20 protein-coding genes are annotated in these 22,308 nt (G+C 58.3%); 8 read left to right on the forward strand and 12 right to left on the reverse strand.

All coding sequences use genetic code 11. The features are described from left to right. Window positions 1-30 precede the first annotated feature (30 nt). From VXL81_RS02500 to VXL81_RS02515, 4 genes are all read right to left on the reverse strand, one after another. Entirely contained in the window at window positions 31-1,137 is a 1,107-nt protein-coding gene (locus VXL81_RS02500; protein WP_340547189.1) for an extracellular solute-binding protein, read from the reverse strand. An 85-nt stretch (window positions 1,138-1,222) separates the two neighbouring features. Continuing rightward, the gene (locus VXL81_RS02505) at window positions 1,223-2,323 is read right to left on the reverse strand and encodes an ABC transporter ATP-binding protein (RefSeq protein ID WP_416534309.1); all 1,101 of its coding nucleotides are present in this window, start codon (window positions 2,321-2,323) and stop codon (window positions 1,223-1,225) included. Between the two features lie 366 nt (window positions 2,324-2,689). Continuing rightward, the gene (locus VXL81_RS02510) at window positions 2,690-4,084 is read right to left on the reverse strand and encodes an aspartate aminotransferase family protein (RefSeq protein WP_340547187.1); all 1,395 of its coding nucleotides are present in this window, start codon (window positions 4,082-4,084) and stop codon (window positions 2,690-2,692) included. A 65-nt stretch (window positions 4,085-4,149) separates the two neighbouring features. Next, on the reverse strand, window positions 4,150-4,836 hold the full coding sequence (locus VXL81_RS02515; RefSeq protein ID WP_416552817.1) for a GntR family transcriptional regulator: 687 nt from the start codon (window positions 4,834-4,836) through the stop codon (window positions 4,150-4,152). 141 nt (window positions 4,837-4,977) lie between these two features. Here VXL81_RS02515 and VXL81_RS02520 point away from each other — a divergent pair, with 141 nt between their 5' ends. From VXL81_RS02520 to VXL81_RS02535, 4 genes are all read left to right on the forward strand, one after another. Then, window positions 4,978-6,063, forward strand: a complete 1,086-nt coding sequence (locus VXL81_RS02520; RefSeq protein ID WP_340547185.1) for a polyamine ABC transporter substrate-binding protein — start codon at window positions 4,978-4,980, stop codon at window positions 6,061-6,063. A 114-nt stretch (window positions 6,064-6,177) separates the two neighbouring features. After that, window positions 6,178-7,305 carry an ABC transporter ATP-binding protein gene (locus VXL81_RS02525; protein WP_340547184.1) on the forward strand — a complete coding sequence of 376 codons (1,128 nt, stop codon included), beginning with the start codon at window positions 6,178-6,180 and terminating at the stop codon, window positions 7,303-7,305. Then, window positions 7,305-8,186: an ABC transporter permease subunit gene (locus VXL81_RS02530; protein WP_416539857.1), complete on the forward strand. Its 882-nt coding sequence runs from the start codon at window positions 7,305-7,307 to the stop codon at window positions 8,184-8,186. Before VXL81_RS02525 ends, VXL81_RS02530 begins: the two co-directional genes overlap by 1 nt. After that, window positions 8,183-8,998 carry an ABC transporter permease gene (locus tag VXL81_RS02535; protein ID WP_416537719.1) on the forward strand — a complete coding sequence of 272 codons (816 nt, stop codon included), beginning with the start codon at window positions 8,183-8,185 and terminating at the stop codon, window positions 8,996-8,998. Before VXL81_RS02530 ends, VXL81_RS02535 begins: the two co-directional genes overlap by 4 nt. A gap of 8 nt (window positions 8,999-9,006) precedes the next feature. On the opposite strand, the gene VXL81_RS02540 is transcribed toward VXL81_RS02535, so the two are convergent. From VXL81_RS02540 to cysQ, 5 genes are all read right to left on the reverse strand, one after another. Further along, on the reverse strand, window positions 9,007-10,068 hold the full coding sequence (locus VXL81_RS02540; protein ID WP_416542731.1) for a glycosyltransferase family 2 protein: 1,062 nt from the start codon (window positions 10,066-10,068) through the stop codon (window positions 9,007-9,009). A gap of 1 nt (window position 10,069) precedes the next feature. Then, window positions 10,070-11,053, reverse strand: coding sequence for a UDP-glucose 4-epimerase GalE (gene galE, locus VXL81_RS02545; RefSeq protein WP_416539859.1), 984 nt, complete (start codon window positions 11,051-11,053; stop codon window positions 10,070-10,072). Between the two features lie 96 nt (window positions 11,054-11,149). Further along, window positions 11,150-12,043: a UTP--glucose-1-phosphate uridylyltransferase GalU gene (galU, locus tag VXL81_RS02550; RefSeq protein ID WP_416534311.1), complete on the reverse strand. Its 894-nt coding sequence runs from the start codon at window positions 12,041-12,043 to the stop codon at window positions 11,150-11,152. 184 nt (window positions 12,044-12,227) lie between these two features. Then, entirely contained in the window at window positions 12,228-13,028 is an 801-nt protein-coding gene (locus tag VXL81_RS02555) for a 3-deoxy-manno-octulosonate cytidylyltransferase (protein WP_416539860.1), read from the reverse strand. Next, window positions 13,028-13,825 carry a 3'(2'),5'-bisphosphate nucleotidase CysQ gene (cysQ, locus tag VXL81_RS02560; RefSeq protein WP_416552819.1) on the reverse strand — a complete coding sequence of 266 codons (798 nt, stop codon included), beginning with the start codon at window positions 13,823-13,825 and terminating at the stop codon, window positions 13,028-13,030. The genes VXL81_RS02555 and cysQ overlap by 1 nt, the downstream gene beginning before the upstream one ends. Window positions 13,826-13,959: 134 nt before the next feature. Here cysQ and VXL81_RS02565 point away from each other — a divergent pair, with 134 nt between their 5' ends. Next, window positions 13,960-14,781: an ABC transporter permease gene (locus tag VXL81_RS02565; RefSeq protein WP_340547176.1), complete on the forward strand. Its 822-nt coding sequence runs from the start codon at window positions 13,960-13,962 to the stop codon at window positions 14,779-14,781. Window positions 14,782-14,802: 21 nt separating this feature from the next. Here the strand turns inward: VXL81_RS02565 and VXL81_RS02570 are convergent, their stop codons facing one another. Continuing rightward, window positions 14,803-15,405, reverse strand: a complete 603-nt coding sequence (locus VXL81_RS02570; protein ID WP_416552821.1) for an alpha-ketoglutarate-dependent dioxygenase AlkB family protein — start codon at window positions 15,403-15,405, stop codon at window positions 14,803-14,805. A gap of 212 nt (window positions 15,406-15,617) precedes the next feature. Between VXL81_RS02570 and dnaK the strand changes: the two genes are divergently transcribed. From dnaK to radC, 3 genes are all read left to right on the forward strand, one after another. Beyond that, window positions 15,618-17,537, forward strand: a complete 1,920-nt coding sequence (gene dnaK, locus VXL81_RS02575) for a molecular chaperone DnaK (protein ID WP_340547174.1) — start codon at window positions 15,618-15,620, stop codon at window positions 17,535-17,537. A gap of 76 nt (window positions 17,538-17,613) precedes the next feature. Beyond that, window positions 17,614-18,777 carry a molecular chaperone DnaJ gene (gene dnaJ / locus VXL81_RS02580; RefSeq protein WP_340547173.1) on the forward strand — a complete coding sequence of 388 codons (1,164 nt, stop codon included), beginning with the start codon at window positions 17,614-17,616 and terminating at the stop codon, window positions 18,775-18,777. Between the two features lie 128 nt (window positions 18,778-18,905). Next, window positions 18,906-19,670: a RadC family protein gene (radC, locus tag VXL81_RS02585; RefSeq protein ID WP_416552822.1), complete on the forward strand. Its 765-nt coding sequence runs from the start codon at window positions 18,906-18,908 to the stop codon at window positions 19,668-19,670. Between the two features lie 15 nt (window positions 19,671-19,685). On the opposite strand, the gene VXL81_RS02590 is transcribed toward radC, so the two are convergent. Both VXL81_RS02590 and VXL81_RS02595 read right to left on the reverse strand, forming a co-directional pair. Further along, the gene (locus VXL81_RS02590; protein ID WP_416552824.1) at window positions 19,686-21,242 is read right to left on the reverse strand and encodes a substrate-binding domain-containing protein; all 1,557 of its coding nucleotides are present in this window, start codon (window positions 21,240-21,242) and stop codon (window positions 19,686-19,688) included. Window positions 21,243-21,266: 24 nt separating this feature from the next. Further along, on the reverse strand, window positions 21,267-22,199 hold the full coding sequence (locus VXL81_RS02595; protein ID WP_416552826.1) for a hypothetical protein: 933 nt from the start codon (window positions 22,197-22,199) through the stop codon (window positions 21,267-21,269). Window positions 22,200-22,308: the final 109 nt, after the last annotated feature.

Genomic DNA, 22,308 nt, shown 5'->3' on the forward strand with positions numbered 1-22,308 from the left:
CGATAATGTCAGTATCTGTTCGCGGACAGATTACTTGGCGAGCCACGCCTGGAATTTCGCGTCCAGATCGTCGCGGTTGTCTGCCCACCATTCGTAGTCATAGACATGAACGTTGCCGGAGTTCGCCGGATCGGTCGGCATATGCGGTGCCATGTCGATACCCAGAATGGCGTGTTTGCCAACCAGCGGCGCAGAGGAGGCGCGCGCCGGACCATAGGAGATGAACTTGGCCTGATCTGCCAGACGCTGGGTGTCGGTTGCGAACTTCAGGAAGTCCATCACACGAGCCTTGCGGTCTTCGGGCAGATCAGCCGGAACGATCCAGCCATCCAGGTCGAAAGACTGCATATCCCAGAGCATTTCGATCGGCTGGTTCTGCTCAGCAATTGCCGAGAACAGACGACCGTTAAAGGTCGAGCCCATCACCACTTCGCCATCTGCCAGCAGCTGCGGCGTTTCCGCACCAGCAGTCCACCAAACGACCTGATCCTTGATTGTGTCGAGCTTGGCCAGGGCACGCTCCACACCTTCGTCGGTGCTCAGCACGTCGTAGATCTCATCCTTGGCAACGCCGTCGCAGTAGAGGGCCCACTCGACGTTGTCGATCGGACGCTTCTGAAGGGCGCGCTTGCCCGGATATTTCGCAGTGTCGAAGACATCGCAGATGGAGCTCGGCGGCGTGTCACCAACCTTGTCCATACGGTACCCGAAGGTGGTCGAATAAACGATCTGCGGCACGAAGCAGTCGCTGACGATCAGATCGCCGAAGTCTTCGGTTGCGGGTGTGCCATCGGGCGCCGCAGCCAAATCTTCGTCGTGGTTCAGCTCGGCGGCGAGACCTTCGTCACACATACGCATCGCATCAGAAGCAACAACGTCGACCAGATCCCAGGTGACATTGCCCGCTTCGGTCATGGCGCGCATTTTTGCGGTCGCCTCGGCCGAGCTTTCATCCCAGATCACTTTCAGATCGGGGTGCATTTCCTGATAAGGAACCACATAGGCCTTCAGCTGGCTTTCCTGATAGGCGCCGCCCCAGGACACGATGGTCATCTCGTTGGCCATGTCAGCAGCCATCGCCATCGGCGCACACAGTGCCGTAGTGGCTGCCAGGGCAGTCAGTTTGGTGAGTTTCATAGACACTCTACTCCTTGTTGAAATCGTTATTTATCTGGATTGTCCGCCGGTCGTTCGCTGCCGGAGGTTCGGGCGCGCGCGGACGTCAGGCGTCCAGCGCGCGGCAATCTTCAGGCAACCAGCCGATTTCGATCTGCTGGCCGGGCTTCAACCGTACCTGATCGGGTGCGTTGCGGGTCTTGATGATGAACTCATCATTTCCGGCGACGCGCAGACGGGTGCGGAAGATGTCGCCCATGTAGATAAACTCAAGCACTTCAGCCTTGAGCGTATGGGCGCCTTCCTGCATCCGGTCCTTGTTGTACTCAACACGTTCGGGCCGGATCGACACGCGGGTCCGCTCACCAGGTTTGGAGACGTTGATCGGCTTGCAGTCAATCAATTCGCCATCGTCCAATTGTACCAGCGCGATGCCATTGTTGACCTCTTTGACCGTGCCTTCCAGCGTGTTGTTCTCACCGATAAACTGGGCAACGAAACTGTTGGCCGGCTCTTCGTACAGCTCATCCGGCGGCGCCAGCTGCTGAATACGACCATCGTTGAACACTGCCACGCGATCCGACATGGTCAGCGCTTCGGTCTGGTCGTGGGTCACGTAAACGGTGGTGATGCCCAACTGATGTGCAAGATGGGTGATCTCGAACTGCATCTTCTCGCGCAGCTGCTTGTCCAGCGCGCCCAGAGGTTCGTCCATCAGCACCAGTTCGGGTTCAAACACAAGCGCACGCGCCAAGGCAACACGCTGCTGCTGACCACCGGACAACTGGGCCGGACGGCGGCCGCCAAAGGCGCCCATCTCGACCATGTCAAGCGCGCGCTTCACCTTCTGCTCACGCTCAGACTTGCCCATGTTGCGGACTTCCAGCGGGAAGCTCAGATTTTCGGCAATGGTCATGTGAGGGAAAAGCGCGTAGTTCTGGAACACCATTCCGATGCCGCGTTTATGAGGCGGAATGTTGTTGATTGAGACGCCACCAAGCCGAATATCACCATGGGTCGCTGTCTCAAAACCCGCCAACATCATCAAGCAGGTCGTTTTGCCCGAACCGGACGGGCCCAACATGGTCAGAAATTCGCCTTTCGGCATGGTGAGGTTTAGATCTTTGACAACGAGGTTCTCGCCGTCATAACTCTTCTGCACGCGTTCGAATTCAACGAACGCGCTCGTGTTTGACGCATCAGCCAAGTGAGGCTCCCTGGTTTGGTTCGGCAGATTAGCTCTGCACTTCTGTCGTGATGTAAGCACACACGAGTGTTGGTGTGCAACCGGATCGTCCGGATCATCTCTGTAGTTTACCTTAGGGCCGATAACGCCGACAACGGTACGTATTGCGACGAACAAGGTTCGAAAAGCGACAGGATTTCGATTGCAATTCAGATAAAAACTCTATGTGTACACGCCTTGATTGATCGCAAACGCCCGTTACCGGAAACACTCAAATAACCGAATTTAACCGAGCAGCTTTAACCGAGCCACAAAGATTCGCGGAAATAGCAAAGGCGCCGGCTCCCGACCGGAACCGACGCCTTGGTCAAACAGCTTCAGCCCGCGTCACGCGCTGTGCAGCAAGTCTCGCTCTTTCAGCGCTGCATAACATTCATCGAGCGACTGGCGCGCCCGCGCGATGAGCGTATCAATCTCTTCGGGTGTGATGATCAGCGGCGGCGAGATGATCATCCGATCACCAACGTGGCGCATCACCAGATTATTGGCAAAGCACCGCTCCCGGCAGATGTAGCCGACAGTTCCGGTTTCAGCGGCAAAGGCCGCGCGCGTCGCCTTGTTCGGGGTCAGTGCAATCGATCCCATCATGCCGACAATCTTGGCTTCGCCCACCAGCGGATGATCGACGAGCGCCTCCCATTGCTCCTTGAGATAAGGCGCCACAACATCACGCACATTGTCGATGATGTTCTCCTCCTCGAGAATGCGCAGGTTCTCCAGCGCCACCGCGGCGGCAACCGGATGGCCCGAATAGGTGTAGCCATGATTGAATTCACCGGATCCAATCACGGCTGCAATCTCGTCGCTGACAATAGATCCGCCAATCGGCGCATAGCCGGACGATAGCCCCTTGGCGATGGTCATGATATCGGGGCGAATGCCCATGGTCTGGCTTCCAAACCAATTGCCGGTACGCCCGAAGCCGCAGATCACCTCATCAGCGATCAGCAGGATTTCATATTTGTCGCAGATCCGCTGGATCTCGGGCCAGTAGGTTGCAGGCGGAACAATGACACCGCCGGCGCCCTGAACCGGTTCGGCGATAAAGGCCGCGACCCGGTCTTCGCCCAACTCAAGAATCGCCTGTTCCAGCTCCTGAGCGCGCGCGAGACCAAACTCCTCTACCGCCATATCGCCGCCTTCGGCCCACCAGTTGGGCTGATTGATATGATGGATATCCGGGATCGGCAGGCCGCCCTGTTCGTGCATCGCAGTCATACCGCCCAGGCTGCCGCTGCCAACGGAGGAGCCATGATACCCGTTCTTGCGGCTGATGATCACCGATTTTGTCGGCTTGCCCTTCATCGCCCAATAATGGCGGACCATGCGAATATTGGTGTCATTGGCTTCTGAACCAGACCCGGCGAAGAACACATGGTTCAGCCCCTCGGGCGCCAGTTCGGCGATTTTCGCCGCCAGCGCGATCGCGGGCGTGTGTGTGGTCTGAAAGAATGTGTTGTAGTACGGCAGCTCGCGCATCTGGCGGGCGGCGACATCTGCCAACTCGTCCCGTCCATAGCCAATGTTGACACACCACAGGCCGGCCATGGCATCCAGTATCTGGTTGCCCTCGCTATCTGTCAGCGTGACGCCGGTGGCGCGCGTGATGATCCGCGCGCCTTTTTCCGCCAGCTCACCGTTTGCGGTGAAGGGGTGCATGTGATGGGCCGCATCCAGCGCCTGAAGCTCGGCCGTGGGCAGGTGATTTGTAATCGCAGTCATGGGGCAGACTCCTGAAGGAAGAGATTGCGCCCAGAATATGATCAAATTCTAGCGTGTCAATCGAATCAGCTCGACTGATTCAGCCCCTGACTTACCTGATCCATCCCCTGAGCGACGTCCCGCTCCATGGCCAGCGCCGCCAGATCTGCGTCCTGACGATGCAGGGCCTCGAGGATGTCCTTGTGCCGGTCGGGAAAGCTCTGCGTGCCGAGCCGTCCACAGACCACGCGCAACGATGGACCGAAGCGCAGCCAAAGCCGATCCGCCAGATCTGTCAGGATAGGCGCATCGGCATATGCATAAAGCCGCGTGTGGAACCGGTAGTTCTGCACCAGATAGCCAGTGACGTCTCCTGCCGAAATAGCCTGATCCAGAGCTGTGTCGATGGCCTCCAGCGCGGTGATATCATCCGCAGATACACGCGTGGTTGCCAACCGAGCAAGTTGACACTCTATTGTTTTTCTTGCATAAATCAGCTCGTTCAGGTCACTTTCACGCAACATCGGCACAGACACACGGCGATTTCCCTGAAACACCAGCGCGCCATCAGAGATCAGTCGGCGGATGGCTTCGCGTACCGGGGTCATCCCGGCCCCCAACGACTCGACCAGACCCTGGATGGTGACCGCCTGCCCCGGCGCCAGATCGCCAAACAGAATTTGCCCGCGCAAGGTCTGGTAGACGGTTTCATGGGCGGGCAGTTTGACAGTGGGCTGACTGCCGGATGATGCGGCTGGTTGGCTCAGGTTCACCTTCTGAATTCCTCCTAAATTTTGGGCAGCTTGCACCAAGTTTCCCCAAGTGAAAACATAAACAGTATTGCCGAATGAGGCAAAACTTGATCAAATCCTTATCAGCCGGGCACGGAAACCGGCACGCACAGGGAGATACTCATGACACTCAAGACGATGACATTGACAGCCATCGTGGCGCTGAGCAGTGCGGCCGCCGTCGCCGAAGAAGTTCGCGTTTACAACTGGTCCGACTATATTGACGAAGCCTTGCTGGAGAAATTCGAAGCCGAGACCGGCATCGAACTTATCTACGACGTCTTCGACAGCAACGAGTTGCTGGAAACCAAGATGCTGGCCGGCGGCTCCGGTTACGATGTAGTCGTTCCGACCGGCTCGTTCCTGGCGCGTCAGATTCAGGCTGGCGCGTTCCAGAAACTGGATACCGACAAGCTGTCGAACGCAGGCAACATGTGGGACGTGATCAAGGAGCGTACAGCACGCTATGATCCGGACAACCTCTATTCCATCAACTACATGTGGGGCACGACTGGGATCGGTGCAAACACCGCAAAGGTCGAAGAGGCTCTGGGCGCGGATGCACCGATCGACTCGCTCGATCTGGTGTTCAACCCTGCCAACATGGAAAAGCTGGCCGAATGTGGCGTGTACATTCTGGATGCCCCGGACGAGATGATCCCGGCCGCCCTGCAATATATCGGTGAAGATCCCAATAGCATGGACCCCGATGTGGTTGCCAAGGCCGAACCCGTGCTGATGGCGATCCGCCCCTATGTGAAGAAATTCCACAGCTCAGAGTACATCAACGCACTGGCAAATGGTGACATCTGCGTGGCCTTTGGCTGGTCCGGCGATATCCTGCAGGCGCGCGATCGTGCCGACGAGGCCGAAAACGGTGTCGAAATCGTCTTCAACGCGCCCAAGGAAGGCGCACTGATGTGGTTCGACCAGATGGCGATCCCGGTGGACGCCCCTAACCCCGACGGGGCTCACAAGTTCCTGAACTTCATTATGGAAGCCGAGAACATGGCTGCGGCATCCAACTACGTCTATTATGCCAATGGCAACAAGGCGAGCCAGGAGTTCCTCGAAGAGGATGTGATCAACGACCCCGCGATCTATCCGAACGATGACACCCTGAAAAACCTCTACATCAAAGAAGCCTATCCGCCCAAATTGCAGCGTACGGCGACGCGTATGTGGACCAAGATCAAATCTGGGACCTGACCCGAGATTGATTGACGCGCGGGGCATCGGATATGCCCCGCGCTTTTTCCTGCGGGAACGTCGGCAGCTGTTCCATGCCCGTTCCGCCACTTGCGTCATACATTGGGGGCCAGCGTGACTATTCCTGTTTTTGAACCCTGGAACGATCCAGAGGCTAAGCCCCTGATCCAATTCCAGAATGTTACCAAGCGCTTTGGTGAGTTCACCGCGATCGACGATCTGACGCTTGGGATCTACGAGAAAGAGTTCTTTGCCTTGCTTGGCCCCTCGGGCTGCGGCAAGACCACGATGATGCGGATGCTGGCAGGGTTTGAAACGCCAACCGAAGGCAAAATTTTCCTGTCGGGTCAGGATATTGCACCGGTCCCGCCGAACAAGCGTCTGGTCAACATGATGTTCCAGTCCTATGCGCTATTCCCGCATCTGAGCGTCTGGGACAATATCGCCTTTGGACTGAAGCGCGAGAACAAGCCCAAACATGATATCGCCGAGCGGGTACAGGAAATGCTGCGCCTGACCCGGCTGGAGAAATTCGCGCGGCGCAAGCCGCACCAGATCTCCGGCGGTCAACGGCAGCGGGTGGCCTTGGCAAGATCGCTGGCCAAAGCACCCAAACTTCTCTTGCTGGATGAACCTCTCGGCGCGCTCGACAAGAAGCTGCGCCAGGACACCCAGTTCGAACTGATGGACATTCAGGAAAAGACTGGCACCACCTTTGTTATTGTCACCCACGATCAGGAAGAGGCGATGACGGTCGCCTCCCGCGTGGCGGTGATGGACAATGGCCAGATCGTCCAGGTTGCCACTCCTGATCGTATCTACGAAACGCCAAATTCGCTTTACGTGGCTGATTTCATTGGCGATGTGAACATCATCGACGGCACCGCTTCGCCCACGGGCCCCGATGAATATGCGGTCAGCTGGAAAGATGGCGCCGCCCCGCTGACGGTGAAAAGCCAGGCGACATTCTCTGATGGCCAAGCCTGCCATCTGGCGATCCGCCCGGAGAAGGTCACGATCAGTGCGGATCGTCCCGCCGAGGCCGACAATAGCGTGCAGGGCCGTATTCTCGATATAGCATATCTCGGCAATATCTCGACCTACCATGTCGAACTGCCATCTGGTGCGGTGATCAAAGCTCAGACCGCAAATACCCGCCGTATCGCCCGGCGCGCCTTTACCTGGGAAGACCCGGTCTGGCTGTCCTGGACAGCCACTGCCGGTGTCCTACTGGCGAACTGATGCGCCGCTTTATCCTGATTGCCATCCCTTACGCCTGGCTTCTGGCGCTGTTCCTTGTGCCCTTTGCCATCGTGTTCAAGATCGCCCTGTCGGACGCCGCCGTCGCGCGCCCGCCTTATATGCCGCAGTTCGACTGGGTCACTGGTATCGGCGCCTTTATTGCGGATCTGGATTTTGAGAATTTCGTCTGGCTGACAGAAGACGACCTCTATTGGAAAGCCTATCTCAGCTCGCTTCGGATCGCTGTAATCTCAACTGTGCTGACCCTGCTGGTCGGCTACCCCATGGCCTATGGCATGGCCCGCGCCCCGTCTGAATGGCGTCCGACGCTGATGATGTTGGTGATCCTGCCCTTCTGGACCAGCTTCCTGATCCGCGTTTATGCCTGGATGGGCATCCTGTCGAATGAGGGGCTGTTGAACCAGTTTCTGATCTGGCTTGGGATCATCGACACGCCGCTCACCATTTTGAACACCAATACCGCGGTCTATATCGGCATCGTCTACACCTACCTGCCGTTCATGATTTTGCCGATATACTCGGCACTGGAGCGGCTGGACGGATCGCTCATCGAGGCTGCCGAGGATCTGGGCTGCTCACGTACGCAGGCCTTCTGGTTGGTCACCATCCCGCTGTCGCGCGCCGGCATCATTGCGGGCTGCTTCCTGGTCTTTATTCCGACGCTGGGCGAATTCGTGATCCCGTCACTGCTGGGGGGGTCGGACACACTGATGATCGGCAAGGTTCTGTGGGAAGAGTTCTTCTCCAACCGTGACTGGCCAGTGGCCTCTGCGGTGGCAGTTGTGCTGCTATTGATCCTGATCGTGCCGATCGTGCTGTTCCAGCGCAACCAGCAGAAACAACAGGAGGCGGAACAATGACCCGACTGAGCTGGTTCAACACCGTTTCGCTGACGCTGGGATTTGCGTTTCTGTATATCCCGATGGTCATCCTGATCGCCTACAGCTTCAACGAAAGCAAGCTGGTTACCGTCTGGGCCGGGTTCTCTGTCAAATGGTATGGTGAACTGCTGCACAACGAGGCATTCCTCAGTGCGGCATTGGTCACGCTGAAGGTAGCCGTTATCTCCTCCAGCATCGCGACGGTCCTTGGCACCATGGCCGCCTATGTGCTGGTGCGCGGCGGGCGGTTCCTGGGGCGTACGCTGTTTTCCGGCATGATCTACGCGCCATTGGTGATGCCAGAGGTAATCACAGGCCTTTCGCTGCTTCTCCTGTTCATCGGGATCGGGCTGGACCGCGGGATTATGACCATCGTGCTCGCGCATACGACCTTTGCCATGTGCTATGTCTCGGTCGTGGTCTCTTCGCGGTTGGTAACCTTTGATCGATCGCTGGAGGAAGCCGCGCTGGATCTGGGCTGTTCGCAGGCAGAGGCGTTCCGCCTAGTGACGCTACCGATCATCGCGCCCGCAGTGATTTCAGGCTGGCTTCTGGCCTTTACCCTGTCGCTGGACGACCTGGTGATTGCCTCCTTCACCGCAGGCCCTGCGGCGACAACCTTGCCCATCAAGATCTTCTCTGCGGTGCGGCTCGGTGTCAGCCCGGAGATCAACGCGCTCTCGACGATCATGATCGGCATTGTTACCGTCGGCGTTGTCACAGCCTCGCTGGTCACCAAACATCAGTTGGTCCGCCAGCGTCGTGACGAGCAGAACGCCGAACGCAGCTAAGCCGCGGCTCAATCCGCGTCCCAATCAGGGGCGCGGGCCAGCCCCAATGCCTCCAACTGATCCGGTCCCTGATATCGGATCGCGTCGCTGTGCCAGAGATCCGGTGCCGCAGCCAATTGGTTGTAATAGCCGTCGAACAATTCCGGCGCGCTGAAATGCTGGCCACGCCGCTTTTCGATCTCTGCCTTCTTGGTGATTTCGGGCAAGAATTTGCTGTGCAGCAGAACCCCGGACGGACCTGCCCCACCTGGCCCATCGTATAGTGCATTCAACCGCCTGGGCAGCATTGCATGGGTAGAATTCGTATAGGCGAAGCTGCGGTGCCATTTGACCAGCGGCACCTTGTTCAGCGTAGGTCCCCGTTGCGGCTCATCAGGAAAAAACATCCGCTCCCTGAGGCCGCCCTGTACCCACAGGTTGCCGCGCGGCGCCTGTCGAACCCGGCGATATGGCCCGGTATCAAACCACGGCAATACTCGGCGGGGATCATCACCTGGGACGTAACTCACCTCTCCCACTGACCCCTTGGGAAAAAGATCCAGCATCAAGGCACCGAAGCCAGCCCTGCCATGACGGTCCAGCCAATCTGTCAATCCGCGCAGACCGTGCCGGGCATCACCGCCAAACACCAGCAATTCATCTGCATCAACACTAAGACACCAGCGCCGGTGACCATAACGGATCTGAAGCCATGTCGCCCAGTCGAGACCAAACCGAGCATCGCGATAGCTGGCGCCTGTATGCCAGAGCGAGACATCAGGCTGACCGGCAAGATAGGCGGCGCTGCCATCATCGCTGCCATTGTCGACGATCAGAAAATGGTCGACACCCAGATCGCGATAAAAGGCCAGGAAAAACGGAAGCCGGGTCGCTTCATTGCGCAGCACTGTGATGGCAAGAATTGCATCCCGTTGCAAAATGCGAGTGCGGTCCGTCAGCGTCGTCAGCTGATGCCGGGACCGGAAAGAGCGCCAAAGCAGCCGACGTCGCTGCCACCTCAGCCGATAGGCCGCCGCCAGGGAGATTTCCGGCAGCGGTACAGTACCTGGAGCCCGCTCTGGCCCCGTCACCCTAGCGCTCGTAAGCGCCGGCTTTGTGCCAGCCCCAGGCATCCGCGATCATAGTTTCAAGATCCGATCGCTTCGGTTCCCACCCAAGCAGGGTAGCCGCCCGCACCGAACCCGACACCAGCTTGGTGCAATCGCCGGCACGACGAGGACCAATTGAGTGAGGCACCGATTGACCGGTTGTCGCCTCCGCCTTGTCCATGACTTCCCGTACGGAGAAACCGGTGCCGGTCCCCAGGTTGAAGACCTGGCTCCCTTTGCCGTCTTTCAGCCATTGCAAGCCCAGCACATGGGCGTCGACCAGATCGCAGACGTGAACATAGTCACGCACGCAGGTGCCATCCGGGGTGTCATAGTCGGTTCCAAAAATGGTCAGCGCGTCACGTTTGCCCTCAATCGCATCCAGCACCAGCGGCACCAGATGAGTCTCGGGGCGGTGGAACTCGCCCACCTCGGCCTCGGGGTCGGCACCCGCCACGTTGAAGTAACGGAAGATCACCGACCGCAGCCCATGCGAGGCGCCAAAATCGCGCAGGATGTCTTCTACCGCGCGTTTGGACGCGCCATAGGCATTAAGGGGAAGCTGCGGCGTGCTTTCGTCCAGCACCACATTGTCATGCTCCCCATAGGTGGCGCAGGTTGATGAGAAAACGAAATCGAGGCAGCCGGCTGCCACCGCGGCTTCAATCAGCGTGAGAGACCCGCCGACATTGTTGGCCCAGTAGCGCCCGGGTTCGCTCATGGCTTCACCAACCTGGCTCAACGCGGCGAAGTGCATCACGGCGGCCGGTTGATATTTGGCAAAAACCTCGTCCAGTCGCAGACGATCAGCCAGATCCCCCTTTTCAAAGGGTCCGAACTTCACGGCGTCCTGCCAGCCAGTCACCAGATTATCGTAGGTTACGGGGGTAAAACCGGCAGCCTTTAGTGCCTTGCAGGCATGAGAGCCAATATAACCCGCTCCACCAGTCACCAGAATATATGTCAAAGCAGCGTCTTCCTGATCAAAAGGCCGGACACTGCTGTCCGGCCACCCAATTTCCAGATGTTCACAATCTCCGCCACTCTCGGCGAAGTGATCGGCTTACTGCGCCGCCTTGTCGACCTGCGCAATCTCATTGATGTAGCACATCAGATCATCGCGCAGCTCTTCACGTGCCAGCGCAAAGGCGACGGTTGCCTGCAGGAAACCAGCCTTGGATCCGCAATCAAAGCGCTGACCACGGAAACGATAGCCGTAGACCGGTACATCGTCGGCGATATCTTCGGCAATGGCATCGGTCAGCTGGATCTCACCACCGGCGCCCTGTTTCTTTTTATTGAGATTGCGCAAGACCGATGGCGCCAGGATATAGCGACCAATTACCGCCAGATTAGACGGGGCATCTTCGGCTTTGGGCTTTTCAACCATGCCATTTACCGACACCACCGAGCCCATGTCGTCGCGCACATCCAGCACGCCGTAGGACGATGTCTGTTCTGGCGGAACCTCCATGGCCGCGACCATATTGCCGCCGGTTTCCTCGTAGGCTTCCACCATCTGCTTCAGGCAGGGGGTTTCCGCCGCGATGACATCATCAGGCAGGATCACCGCAAAGGGTTCATTGGCGATCAGGCGACGCGCGCACCAGACCGCGTGACCAAGGCCCAGCGCCTGATGCTGGCGAATATAGGCAATCGCGCCCGAGTCCATATTGGTCGCTTTCAGGATTTCCAGCAGATCATCCTTACCCTTCTTGCGCAGCTCCTGCTCAAGCATGGGCGAATGGTCGAAATAATCCTCTAGCGCTCCTTTGCCGCGCGAGGTGACAAAGATGAACTCCTTGATGCCGGCCTCTCGGGCCTCATCAATGGCATATTGGACCAGCGGGCGGTCAACCAGCGTCATGATTTCTTTGGGAACCGATTTGGTTGCCGGCAGGAATCTGGTTCCAAGCCCGGCCACCGGAAAAATTGCCTTCGTTACTTTTCTACGCATCTCGCACTCTCGTTTCTATTTCTCAAACCGTTCTGATGCGGTTCGTCAGTGGGGCCGTTTAGGTGGCAAAACCTGCCTCGAAAGGCCGGTCAGAGTATTCCGTAGGCAATTCAGAAAATATACCCCCAGTCACATTTCGCTCACGGCATCCCGTATCATGTTTCATATTATCGACAATTCAGGCCTATTTGTGACCCATTTTTTTCATCATCGCCTCAATCCGGGGAACATCCTCGGGATTGTTCAGCTCCCAGAACTCGCGTCCACGTGCTTCAACCTCCACGCAGAGAATCTTGCGCCCGTTCTCAAGAAAGCGCAGCTGCTCCAGCCCTTCGAGGGTTTCCAATGGCCCGACAGGCCAGCCAGGATAGGCGCTCAGCGCATCCGGGCGATAGGCATAGACACCGACGTGGTGAAACACCGGCGTCTCCTGATCTGAACCATAGGTTTCGGACGTAAAGGGCACCACCTCCTTGGAGAAGTAGAGCGCATTATGGTCGCTACCGAACACCGCCGTGGTGCCGCCAACACGACCGGCCTTACGGTCTGCCAGCAGACTGTTCAGCGTCGCGCCGTCGCAGCGCAGCACCGGCGTTGCCAACCCTTTGTCAGGCGCGCCGCGCAGGCCGACAATCAGATCCTCGATAAACCAATGCGGCGTCAGCGGCGCGTCCCCTTGCAGGTTCACCACGATATCATAACCGCCGCCAAGTTTATCCAGCGCTTCGGCGCAACGCTCCGTCCCGTTGGCGCAGCTTTCGGAGGTCATAACGACCTCGGCACCAAACCCGGTGGCAGCATCGCGAATTCGGTCGTCGTCGGTTGCGACAACCACACGATCTACGCCATTGACGGCCATGGCCGCACGCCAGGAGCGTTCGATCAGCGTTTGGCTCTCGCCGCTGGACCCGGTCAAAGCAACAAGCGGCTTACCAGGATAGCGGGTCGAAGCATAGCGGGCGGGAATGACGATAAGGACGGACATCAGGCTTTCTTAAGCTCCACACCCGGCGCATAGGCTATAAAGAAAGGATTCGCATAGCCTTCCTTGCCGTAGGTCAGTGGCGAATGATCATCAAAGCGTACCACTTGACCACCGGCACCGCAAAGGACCGCATGACCAGCGGCGGTATCCCATTCCATGGTCCGCCCCACCCGCGGATATAGGTCGGCTTCGCCTGTTGCGACCAGACAGAACTTCAGCGAAGACCCCGCGCTCTTGCTGTCCTTCACGGCGTATTTGTCGATGTAATCATCGGTGGCCTGATCACGGTGCGATTTCGACGCAACCACCATCAGCGCATCATTATCACTGTCTGCAACACGAATGGGTTTGATCTCTCCCATGGCTGAGGGATCAAAAGCGCCGGTTTCCTCAACCGCTGATCCGTCCGCCAAGGTGAAGAACATCCGAGACCGCGCCGGCGCATAGACAACGCCGCGCGTCGGCACACCGTTTTCGACCAATGCGATATTGACGGTAAAATCACCGCGGCGGTGGATGAACTCCTTGGTTCCGTCCAGCGGATCCACAATCAGAAAGGTGTGCCCGCTCTTGCTGTGCGATTCCGCCTGTTCCTCGGTCACCAGCATCACGTCGGGAAAGGCTGCGCGCAACCCGGCAGAAATCAACGCATCGGCGGCCTCGTCAGCGGCGGTTACCGGGCTTTCATCCGATTTCACCTTCACCTCGAATTCATCCGAATTATAGATCTCCATGATCTTCTCTCCGGCTTCGATCGCCAATCGGCGGATTACCGGAATAAGCTCATCATATGTCACAAACACTCTCCCTGACCGGGTTTGGTTGATTACAGCAGTTGTCCCCCTTATGGTCGGGGTGAAACGGAACAGCAAGATTTCCGTGGTAACGATAAGCAGAGTTTCACCTAAAGCAGGTCCGGCTAAGCGACATCATGTTCGAGCAACGCCACAAACGGTCACGTCTCAGCAGCCTCATCGCCATGGGTGAGGTTGTCTTTCATTCCGTGGCCCGCAGCGTTCGCTCCAAACATAATAATGCGTTCATGGCTCTGGCGACCAATCTCACGCAGGCGGTGATGTTTGTCATCGTGTTCTACGTGATGTTTTCCCTGCTCGGCCTGCGCGGTTCGGCCATTCGCGGCGATTTCCTGCTCTATGTGATGTCGGGTGTGTTTTTGTTCCTGACCCACACCAAGGCCGTTTCCGCTGTCGCCGGAGCAGAGGGGCCAAGCAGCCCTATGATGCAGCACGCCCCGATGAACACGATCGTCGCCATTCTGTCGGCGGCACTGGGATCACTGTATATTCAGGTGCTGTCGATGCTGATCATCCTGTTCGTCTATCACGTGGCGTTCACCCCGATTGAAATAGAGGAACCGATTGCGGCCTTTGGCATGGTGCTGCTCTCCTGGATAACCGGTGCTGCGGTAGGTTTGATCCTGCTGGTCATGAAACCTTGGTCGCCCGGGACTGTTGGCATCATCTCCACGATCTACCAAAGGGCCAATATGATCGCCTCGGGCAAGATGTTCCTGGCGAACACTCTGCCCAGCTTCATGCTGTCGATGTTCGACTGGAACCCGCTGTTTCATTGCATAGATCAGGCGCGTGGGTTTGTGTTCATCAACTACAACCCCCATTTCAGCAACTGGCAATACGCAGGTTGGGTGGCGCTCGTCCTGATCATGATCGGACTAATGGGGGAGTTTTACACCCGTCGCCGTGCCTCGATCAGTTGGGGTGCCAAACGCTGATCGACGGATTGCCGCAATGGCTCAGGTCACCACGCGAAGTGTCAGGTTTATGCGACCACCCTTTGGCAGCAAACGCGAGGATTTGAAGCGGATGCGGTCAACCCCATGATAGGTCAGCCGCGCCTCGCCCCCCATCACGACGACATCGCCTGAGTTCAGCCAGACGGTCTCCGTCTTACCGCCACGGAATTGATTGCCGATCCGCAGAAGGCCGTCATCGCCCAGAGAGACGGACACCACCGGGTAGGAGAAATCCGCCTCATCCTTGTCCTGATGCAGACCCATGCGGGCGCCCTCGCCATAGTAGTTGATCAAACAGCAGTCCGGTTGTCGCTCCAGCCCTGTGCTGGCCCGCCAGATATCCAGGATTTCTGCCGGGATTTTCGGCCAGCCCTGGCCGGAGGGATGCCGATCCTGATAACGATACCCGCCCCTGTCACTCACCCAGCCGCATACCCCGGCCGAGGTCATTCGCACCGACATCTTGCCGCTACCGGGCACCTCGGGCGAGAACAGAGGAGCGGCGCGCAGAACGGGACGCAGACAGTCAATCAGCTGTCGCTGCCGTTCCGTATCCAACAGGGGTTTTGTCAGCTCAAATCCCCGCAACCGCAACTTCATCATCACCGTTAGCCTGTTCTTAACCGCTCCCCTGTCAAAAACCGCAGTAATTCGCGAAACAGGACACGATCTGGCGGTTGCAGGGGGCATTTGCGCTCCCTATATACGCCGGGAAGCGGGGAGGTGCAGACCAAACCGCAACTGAATCGGGGCCGGAATGCCAAAATGGGTTCAGACCTCGGGTAATCGCCTTAGAAAGTGAAAAGGGATCGAAAATGAGCAAAGTTATCGGAATCGACCTCGGGACCACCAACTCCTGTGTGGCCATCATGGACGGATCGCAGCCTCGCGTTATCGAAAACGCTGAGGGCGCCCGTACCACGCCGTCGATCGTAGCCTTCACCGACGATGAGCGTCTGGTGGGCCAGCCTGCCAAACGTCAGGCCGTCACCAACCCGGACAACACCGTATTCGGCGTAAAGCGCCTGATTGGTCGCCGGTTCGATGACAGCGATCTGGCCAAAGACAAGAAAAACCTGCCTTTCGCCGTAATCAACGGCGGCAATGGTGACGCATGGGTCGAAGCCAAGGGTGAGAAATACTCCCCGTCGCAGATCTCTGCTTTCATCCTGGGCAAGATGAAAGAAACCGCCGAGTCCTACCTCGGTGAAGAAGTGACCCAGGCCGTCATCACCGTGCCTGCGTATTTCAACGACGCCCAGCGTCAGGCCACCAAAGACGCCGGCAAGATTGCCGGTCTCGAAGTGCTGCGCATCATCAACGAACCAACAGCAGCGGCCCTGGCCTATGGTCTGGACAAGGAAGAAACCCAAACCATCGCGGTCTATGACCTTGGTGGCGGTACCTTCGACGTGACCATTCTTGAAATCGACGACGGCCTGTTTGAGGTGAAATCCACCAATGGCGACACCTTCCTTGGTGGTGAAGACTTTGACATGCGCATCGTCAACTACCTGGCAGACCAATTCAAGAAAGAGCACGGCGTCGACCTGACCAAGGACAAAATGGCTCTGCAGCGTCTGAAAGAAGCCGCTGAAAAAGCCAAGATTGAGCTGTCCTCCTCCAGCCAGACCGAAATCAACCAGCCGTTCATCTCGATGGATCCGTCCTCGGGCCAGCCGCTGCACCTGGTCATGAAACTGACCCGTGCCAAGCTGGAGAGCCTGGTTGGCGATCTGATCAAGGCGTCGATGAAGCCCTGCGCCGCTGCGCTGAAAGATGCCGGTCTCTCGGCATCTGACGTCGACGAAGTTGTTCTGGTCGGCGGTATGACCCGCATGCCCAAGGTGATCGAGGAAGTCAGCAAATTCTTCGGCAAAGACCCCCACAAGGGTGTGAACCCGGATGAGGTTGTTGCGATGGGCGCCGCCATTCAGGCCGGTGTTCTGCAAGGCGACGTGAAAGACGTTGTTCTGCTCGACGTGACACCGCTGTCCCTGGGTATCGAAACCCTCGGTGGCGTCTTCACCCGACTGATCGACCGCAACACCACCATCCCGACCAAGAAGAGCCAGGTGTTCTCTACCGCCGAAGACAACCAGAACGCCGTGACCATTCGTGTGTTCCAGGGTGAGCGCGAGATGGCGGCCGACAACAAGATGCTCGGCCAGTTCAACCTTGAGGACATCCCGCCCGCACCGCGCGGCATGCCGCAGATCGAAGTGACCTTCGACATCGACGCCAACGGCATCGTGTCCGTTGGCGCCAAGGATAAGGCGACTGGTAAAGAGCAGAATATCACCATCCAGGCCTCCGGTGGTCTGTCCGATGAGGATATCGAAAAAATGGTCAAGGATGCCGAGGACAATGCCGAGGCAGACAAGGAACGTCGCGAGCTGATCGAAGCGAAGAACCAGGCCGAAAGCCTGATTCACTCCACCGAGAAATCGATGGAAGAGCATGCGGACAAGGTGGACCCGACCACCATCGAAGCGATCGAACTGGCCATTGCCGCGCTGAAGGATGACCTCGAAAACGAGAAATCCACCGCCGACAAGATCAAGTCTGGCGTTCAGAACGTCACCGAAGCGGCCATGAAGCTGGGCGAAGCGATCTACAAGTCGAGCCAGGAAGAGGCAGCGGATGAACCCGCCGCCGCGGATGAGGCTTCAGGCCCCGGTGATGATGACATTGTCGATGCCGAATTCGAAGATCTGGACGACAACAAGCGTTAAGGTCTGATTTTGGCCAAAGCGGGCCGGTCCGAACCCCGGGCCGGCCCGCTTTCGTTGCGGCAAGAAGGGTATTCCGATGTCCAAACGAGATTACTATGACGTTCTCGGGGTGTCCAAAGGGGCCACCGCCGATGAAATCAAGAAAGGCTTTCGCAAGAAGGCCAAAGAGCTGCACCCCGACCGGAACAAGGACAATCCCGAAGCCGAGGGGAAGTTCAAGGAGGCCAATGAGGCCTACGATGTCCTGAAGGACCCTGAGAAGAAGGCCGCTTATGATCGTTACGGTCACGCCGCCTTTGAAAACGGCATGGGCGGCGGCCAACGCGGCGGTCAAGGCGGCCAGGGCTTTGGCGGCGGCGACTTTTCGTCTGCCTTCTCAGATGTCTTCGACGATCTGTTCGGCGACTTCATGGGTGGACGCGGCGGCCAGGGTGGCGGGCGGCAACGAGCCGCGCGCGGCTCGGATCTGCGCTACAACCTGCGCATCTCGCTTGAGGATGCTTTTGCGGGGATGCACAAAACGATCAACGTACCGACCGCTGTCGCCTGTGGATCCTGCGAAGGCACTGGCGCTGAGGGCGGAGTGGAACCAACGACATGCCCGACCTGTTCCGGCATGGGCAAGGTTCGCGCGCAGCAGGGTTTCTTCACGGTGGAGCGCACCTGCCCCACCTGCTCCGGCCTTGGCCAGATCATCAAGAACCCCTGCAAATCCTGCCAGGGCCATGGTCGTGTAGAGAAAGATCGCTCCCTGTCGGTGAACATCCCGGCAGGCGTGGAAACCGGCACCCGCATTCGCCTTGCCGGCGAGGGTGAGGCCGGTATGCGCGGTGGCCCTCCCGGTGATCTCTATATTTTTGTTGAAGTCTCCGCACATGACCTGTTTGAGCGGGATGGAAACAACCTATACTGCCGGGTACCGGTATCCATGGCAAAGGCCGCATTGGGCGGCGCCATAGAAGTTCCGACCATTGATGGTGGCCGTGGCCGTGTGCAGATCCCGGAAGGTAGCCAGTCCGGCCGCCAGATGCGCCTGCGTGGCAAGGGCATGCCTGCCCTGCGAGGCGGTGCAACCGGTGACATGTTCATAGAACTGGCGGTGGAAACCCCGGTGAACCTCACCGCCCGGCAGAAGGAACTGCTGCGTGAATTCGAGGATCTCTCCGAGGACAACACCAACCCGGAAAGCCGGAGTTTCTTCTCCTCCGTGAAAAGCTTCTGGGACGGGATGAAGGGCTGATCCCCTCCCCATTCTAAACCAATATTAAGCGCTCCAATGGGGCGCTTTTTTCGTTGGTTTTGCGGCTGGCCGCATGGTGATCCATTTGCATTAACCCTTCCTCAACCACGATGGCCACAGCATAGCCTATGGCCAAGGATCCCGCGTTTCAGGATGTCTCTGTCCCGCTGTTCCCCAACAGCGCAGAGATGGGGCCTGCCTCCCCGCCAGAGCGGCGCCTGCCCTCTTATATCAGGGATCACCGCGCGCGGTTGCGCGAGCGTTTTATGGACGGGGGCGCGGCTGCGATGCCGGACTATGAGTTGCTGGAACTTCTGCTCTTTCGATCCATTCCGCGCCGCGATGTCAAACCTCTGGCCCGGCTCCTGCTTGAGACCTTCGGAGATTTCAACCGGGTTATCACCGCGCCCCCTGAACGTCTCTCGAAGGTGAATGGCATCGGCGAGGCTGTCGTCGCGGATCTTAAGATCCTGGAGGCTGCCGCCCATCGAATGGCCCGCGCCAGAATCATGCAGCGACCGGTCTTGTCCTCTTGGGACGCGCTTCTGGACTATTGCCATACCGTCATGGCCCATCGTGAGACCGAACAGTTCCGTGTCCTCTACCTGGATCGCAAGAACACCCTGGTCGCGGATGAAGAGCAGGCCAGGGGCACCGTCGATCATGTGCCGGTCTACCCGCGAGAGATCGCCAAGCGGGCCCTTGAAATAAGCGCCAGCGCCCTGATCCTGGTACATAATCACCCGTCGGGCGACCCGACCCCATCGCAGAGCGACATCGAGATGACCGACCGGGTTGCGCGGGCACTCGCCACTCTGGATATCGTTCTGCATGATCATCTGATCATCGGAAAATCTCGCGAACTGAGCTTTCGCTCCGAAGGATATCTCTAGCGGTCTGAAGCTCTTTTATCGAACCCAGACTTCGACCCGTCGATTGACCTGTCGGCCCCATCGCTGGTCTTCACAGGCCATCGGCAGCGCCTCACCAAAGGCCTCCACCGCTATTTCGGTCCGCTCGAGATTCGCGGTTTCAGCTGCCGCGATGACCGCATCTCGCACCGCCTCCGCTCGTTTCAACGCAATGGATTTATTACCGCTCGCCGGGCCATCGCCATCTGAGAAGCCGACAAAAACCAGCTCCCGCGCATCATAGGCGCCAGCCTCCAGAGACCGGGCGAGCTGATTGATATTGCTTCGCGATTGCGCATCGGGGCGGGTCGATCCCGGTTCAAAGCGAAACGACGTGGTCAACCGCTGCAGACCGTCCAGGCGACTGACCAATCTCTGCAGCTCCGCAAGGGAGACCTCCGGCCCGGCTGCGCTGATGGCATTGGCCAGACGGTCGCCCTGAACATTCATCGAAATTCTCTCTGGTGCCTGATCAACGAACCCGGCTCTGCGGATCACAATCTGCGCCGCGGGACCGCGAACATAACTCAGAAAATCCCGCGCAAGCTTGGGCAACCGTCGTGACGGGAGATATAGAAACATCGGCGCGGTCAGCGGATAGTCTTCTGTCTTGATTGACCGGCGATTGGCCCGCAGCGAGAAGCCACACGCGCCGCGCAGGGTCAGGACGCGTGCGGTCGATGTTTCGGCAAAGCTCGCCAGCCCAAGGGCAAAGGGATCAGTCGCAACGACTCGCACCAAGGTGCTGCCACGGTCGTGGCGCCGCAGACGACTGCCAAGCGCCGCAATATTTGGCGGCTCAAGCCGGTCAGAAATCGCCTGAGCCAAGCCAGAGCCCGCGACGGGCAAATGAAGAGAGATCGGCGCGTCAGCCCCACCCAGCTCAGACCAGTTTTTCAGATCCCCGGATAGAACGCGCGCGAGATTCGACACCGAAATCGAGCGCACAGGGTTCCCCGGTGCCACCACCAGAACCATGGCGTCCAGCGCCAGAACGCGACTGCGTTGTGACCCTGTCATATCCCCCATTCCGGCCTCACGCGCGCGCTCACGCTCCGCGCTGCGGATTTCGCGCAGGGCCATCACGATATCGGCTTCATTGGCCAGAAGATCGGCAAACCCTTCGTCGGTATTGCTGACAAAAAAGCTGAACCTGGCGGCGACTCGACCTGTGTCCCGCAGTAACACATAGTCAAAATTATTGTCGGGCATCGGATCTCGCCGGGTCTGGAAACCGTTTCTGAGTGCGAACCCTTCGATCAGCGCCGGTAACAGAACCTCTGCCATGGTGGAAGAACCCGACAGGGTAATCTCCGCAACATAATCAGACAGGCTCGGGCAACCGGGCCCCTCACAGCTGACGCCGGACCCATCAACCGTCAGCTCACCGAACTTCGTATCAACGCGATAGAATTCACCATCAAAACCCAGAATATTCCCGGTGATCTCAACGGCGCCGTCAGGTGAGGAAAGGGTCACATCCTGCGCATTGAGCGGCAGGATTCCAGCGACAAGAAAGAGTGCGGCGCCTACCGCCGCACGAAGCAAAGCCATGAGAAATCCTGAATAAACCGCTAGTTAATTTGCGGCGATTTTCAGTGTTTCTAGCAAATTATTCAACACAAGAAAATCACCCGTAGCGGCACAATCAGGCATCGCCAGTGTCAGATCACGGGTGCGCAGCTTTCCATCGCGCAGTTCAAGCGTCTGCGCCGAAACGTCACGACCGCAATTGATCGCGGTCACCTCGGCCTCGACTGTCAGGTCGATCACACCACTACGGTCGCCGCCAAGCCGTGGAACGCTGTAGATCTCTGCCAAACGCGGCGCCAGCTGCGAGGCATCGCCAAGCTGCACGACCGACCCCCGGCCAGCTGTAAGATCAGCACCGTGCCAGACATGACCAGCGCTGCCATACCCCGCGCCAAACTCGCGCGCGTGCAGTTCAAAGCCGCTATTGCCAGCCCATTGCAGGACCACCCGGCTGACCAGATTTAGATCAGGCACCGAAGTTGTCGCCACTGCACCACGGCCTGTTTTCGGCTCGACGATAAAAACTGCGGTAGAAGAAAGTGCCGGCACCTGAACGGTCAGCGCGCCGGTATCGTCCAGGCGGCTGGAGAACATCATTCCATTGTGATGAATGGTCAACCGCTCTCCGGGACGGCAAAGGGACAAGATCGTCAAACGCACCTCTGCCATCGGGCTGGCGACGGCTTCTGCTGTCATGTCGCAGGTGGTCTCTGGGTCATGACGCCCGGCCTGACGGGCTTCGCCCTCGCCGTCGGAAGCAGGTGTGGCCGCAGTGAGGCTGATCGCCTCAATCTGAAGTGCACCATCGGTCGAGAGGTCTGGCAGGTTGTCTACGGCCGCAACCGCAAGCCCCTTCGCAGGAACCGCGGCTTCTGCAGTCGCCTGCGGACCGCCATCGGCATGTTGCATAACAAGACCGATCGCCAGTGCGCTACAGAGGGTGGCCGCGCTCATCAAGGCTGTACGTTTGCTGATCATTACCGACTCCTTACCCAAAAAGGTTAAGGAACCGTGACGCAGAAAGGCGACCAATTGATGGCCGCCCCTTGCTGAGAATCTGGCGAAAGCATGCAATTTTCACTGTTTT

Origin of the sequence: Phaeobacter sp. JH204B (genome assembly GCF_048055755.1) — a bacterium.
Taxonomy (GTDB): Bacteria; Pseudomonadota; Alphaproteobacteria; order Rhodobacterales; family Rhodobacteraceae; genus Phaeobacter; species Phaeobacter bryozoorum.

Excerpts from the sequence above, each read along its gene's own strand:
- VXL81_RS02500 (WP_340547189.1), bottom strand. The coding sequence starts at position 1,137 with ATGAAACTCACCAAACTGACTGCCCTGGCAGCCACTACGGCACTGTGT.
- VXL81_RS02510 (WP_340547187.1), bottom strand. The coding sequence starts at position 4,084 with ATGACTGCGATTACAAATCACCTGCCCACGGCCGAGCTTCAGGCGCTG.
- VXL81_RS02520 (WP_340547185.1), top strand. The coding sequence starts at position 4,978 with ATGACACTCAAGACGATGACATTGACAGCCATCGTGGCGCTGAGCAGT.
- VXL81_RS02530 (WP_416539857.1), top strand. The coding sequence starts at position 7,305 with ATGCGCCGCTTTATCCTGATTGCCATCCCTTACGCCTGGCTTCTGGCG.
- VXL81_RS02535 (WP_416537719.1), top strand. The coding sequence starts at position 8,183 with ATGACCCGACTGAGCTGGTTCAACACCGTTTCGCTGACGCTGGGATTT.
- galU (WP_416534311.1), bottom strand. The coding sequence starts at position 12,043 with ATGCGTAGAAAAGTAACGAAGGCAATTTTTCCGGTGGCCGGGCTTGGA.
- VXL81_RS02555 (WP_416539860.1), bottom strand. The coding sequence starts at position 13,028 with ATGTCCGTCCTTATCGTCATTCCCGCCCGCTATGCTTCGACCCGCTAT.
- VXL81_RS02565 (WP_340547176.1), top strand. The coding sequence starts at position 13,960 with ATGTTCGAGCAACGCCACAAACGGTCACGTCTCAGCAGCCTCATCGCC.
- VXL81_RS02570 (WP_416552821.1), bottom strand. The coding sequence starts at position 15,405 with ATGATGAAGTTGCGGTTGCGGGGATTTGAGCTGACAAAACCCCTGTTG.
- dnaK (WP_340547174.1), top strand. The coding sequence starts at position 15,618 with ATGAGCAAAGTTATCGGAATCGACCTCGGGACCACCAACTCCTGTGTG.
- dnaJ (WP_340547173.1), top strand. The coding sequence starts at position 17,614 with ATGTCCAAACGAGATTACTATGACGTTCTCGGGGTGTCCAAAGGGGCC.
- radC (WP_416552822.1), top strand. The coding sequence starts at position 18,906 with ATGGCCAAGGATCCCGCGTTTCAGGATGTCTCTGTCCCGCTGTTCCCC.
- VXL81_RS02590 (WP_416552824.1), bottom strand. The coding sequence starts at position 21,242 with ATGGCTTTGCTTCGTGCGGCGGTAGGCGCCGCACTCTTTCTTGTCGCT.
- VXL81_RS02595 (WP_416552826.1), bottom strand. The coding sequence starts at position 22,199 with ATGATCAGCAAACGTACAGCCTTGATGAGCGCGGCCACCCTCTGTAGC.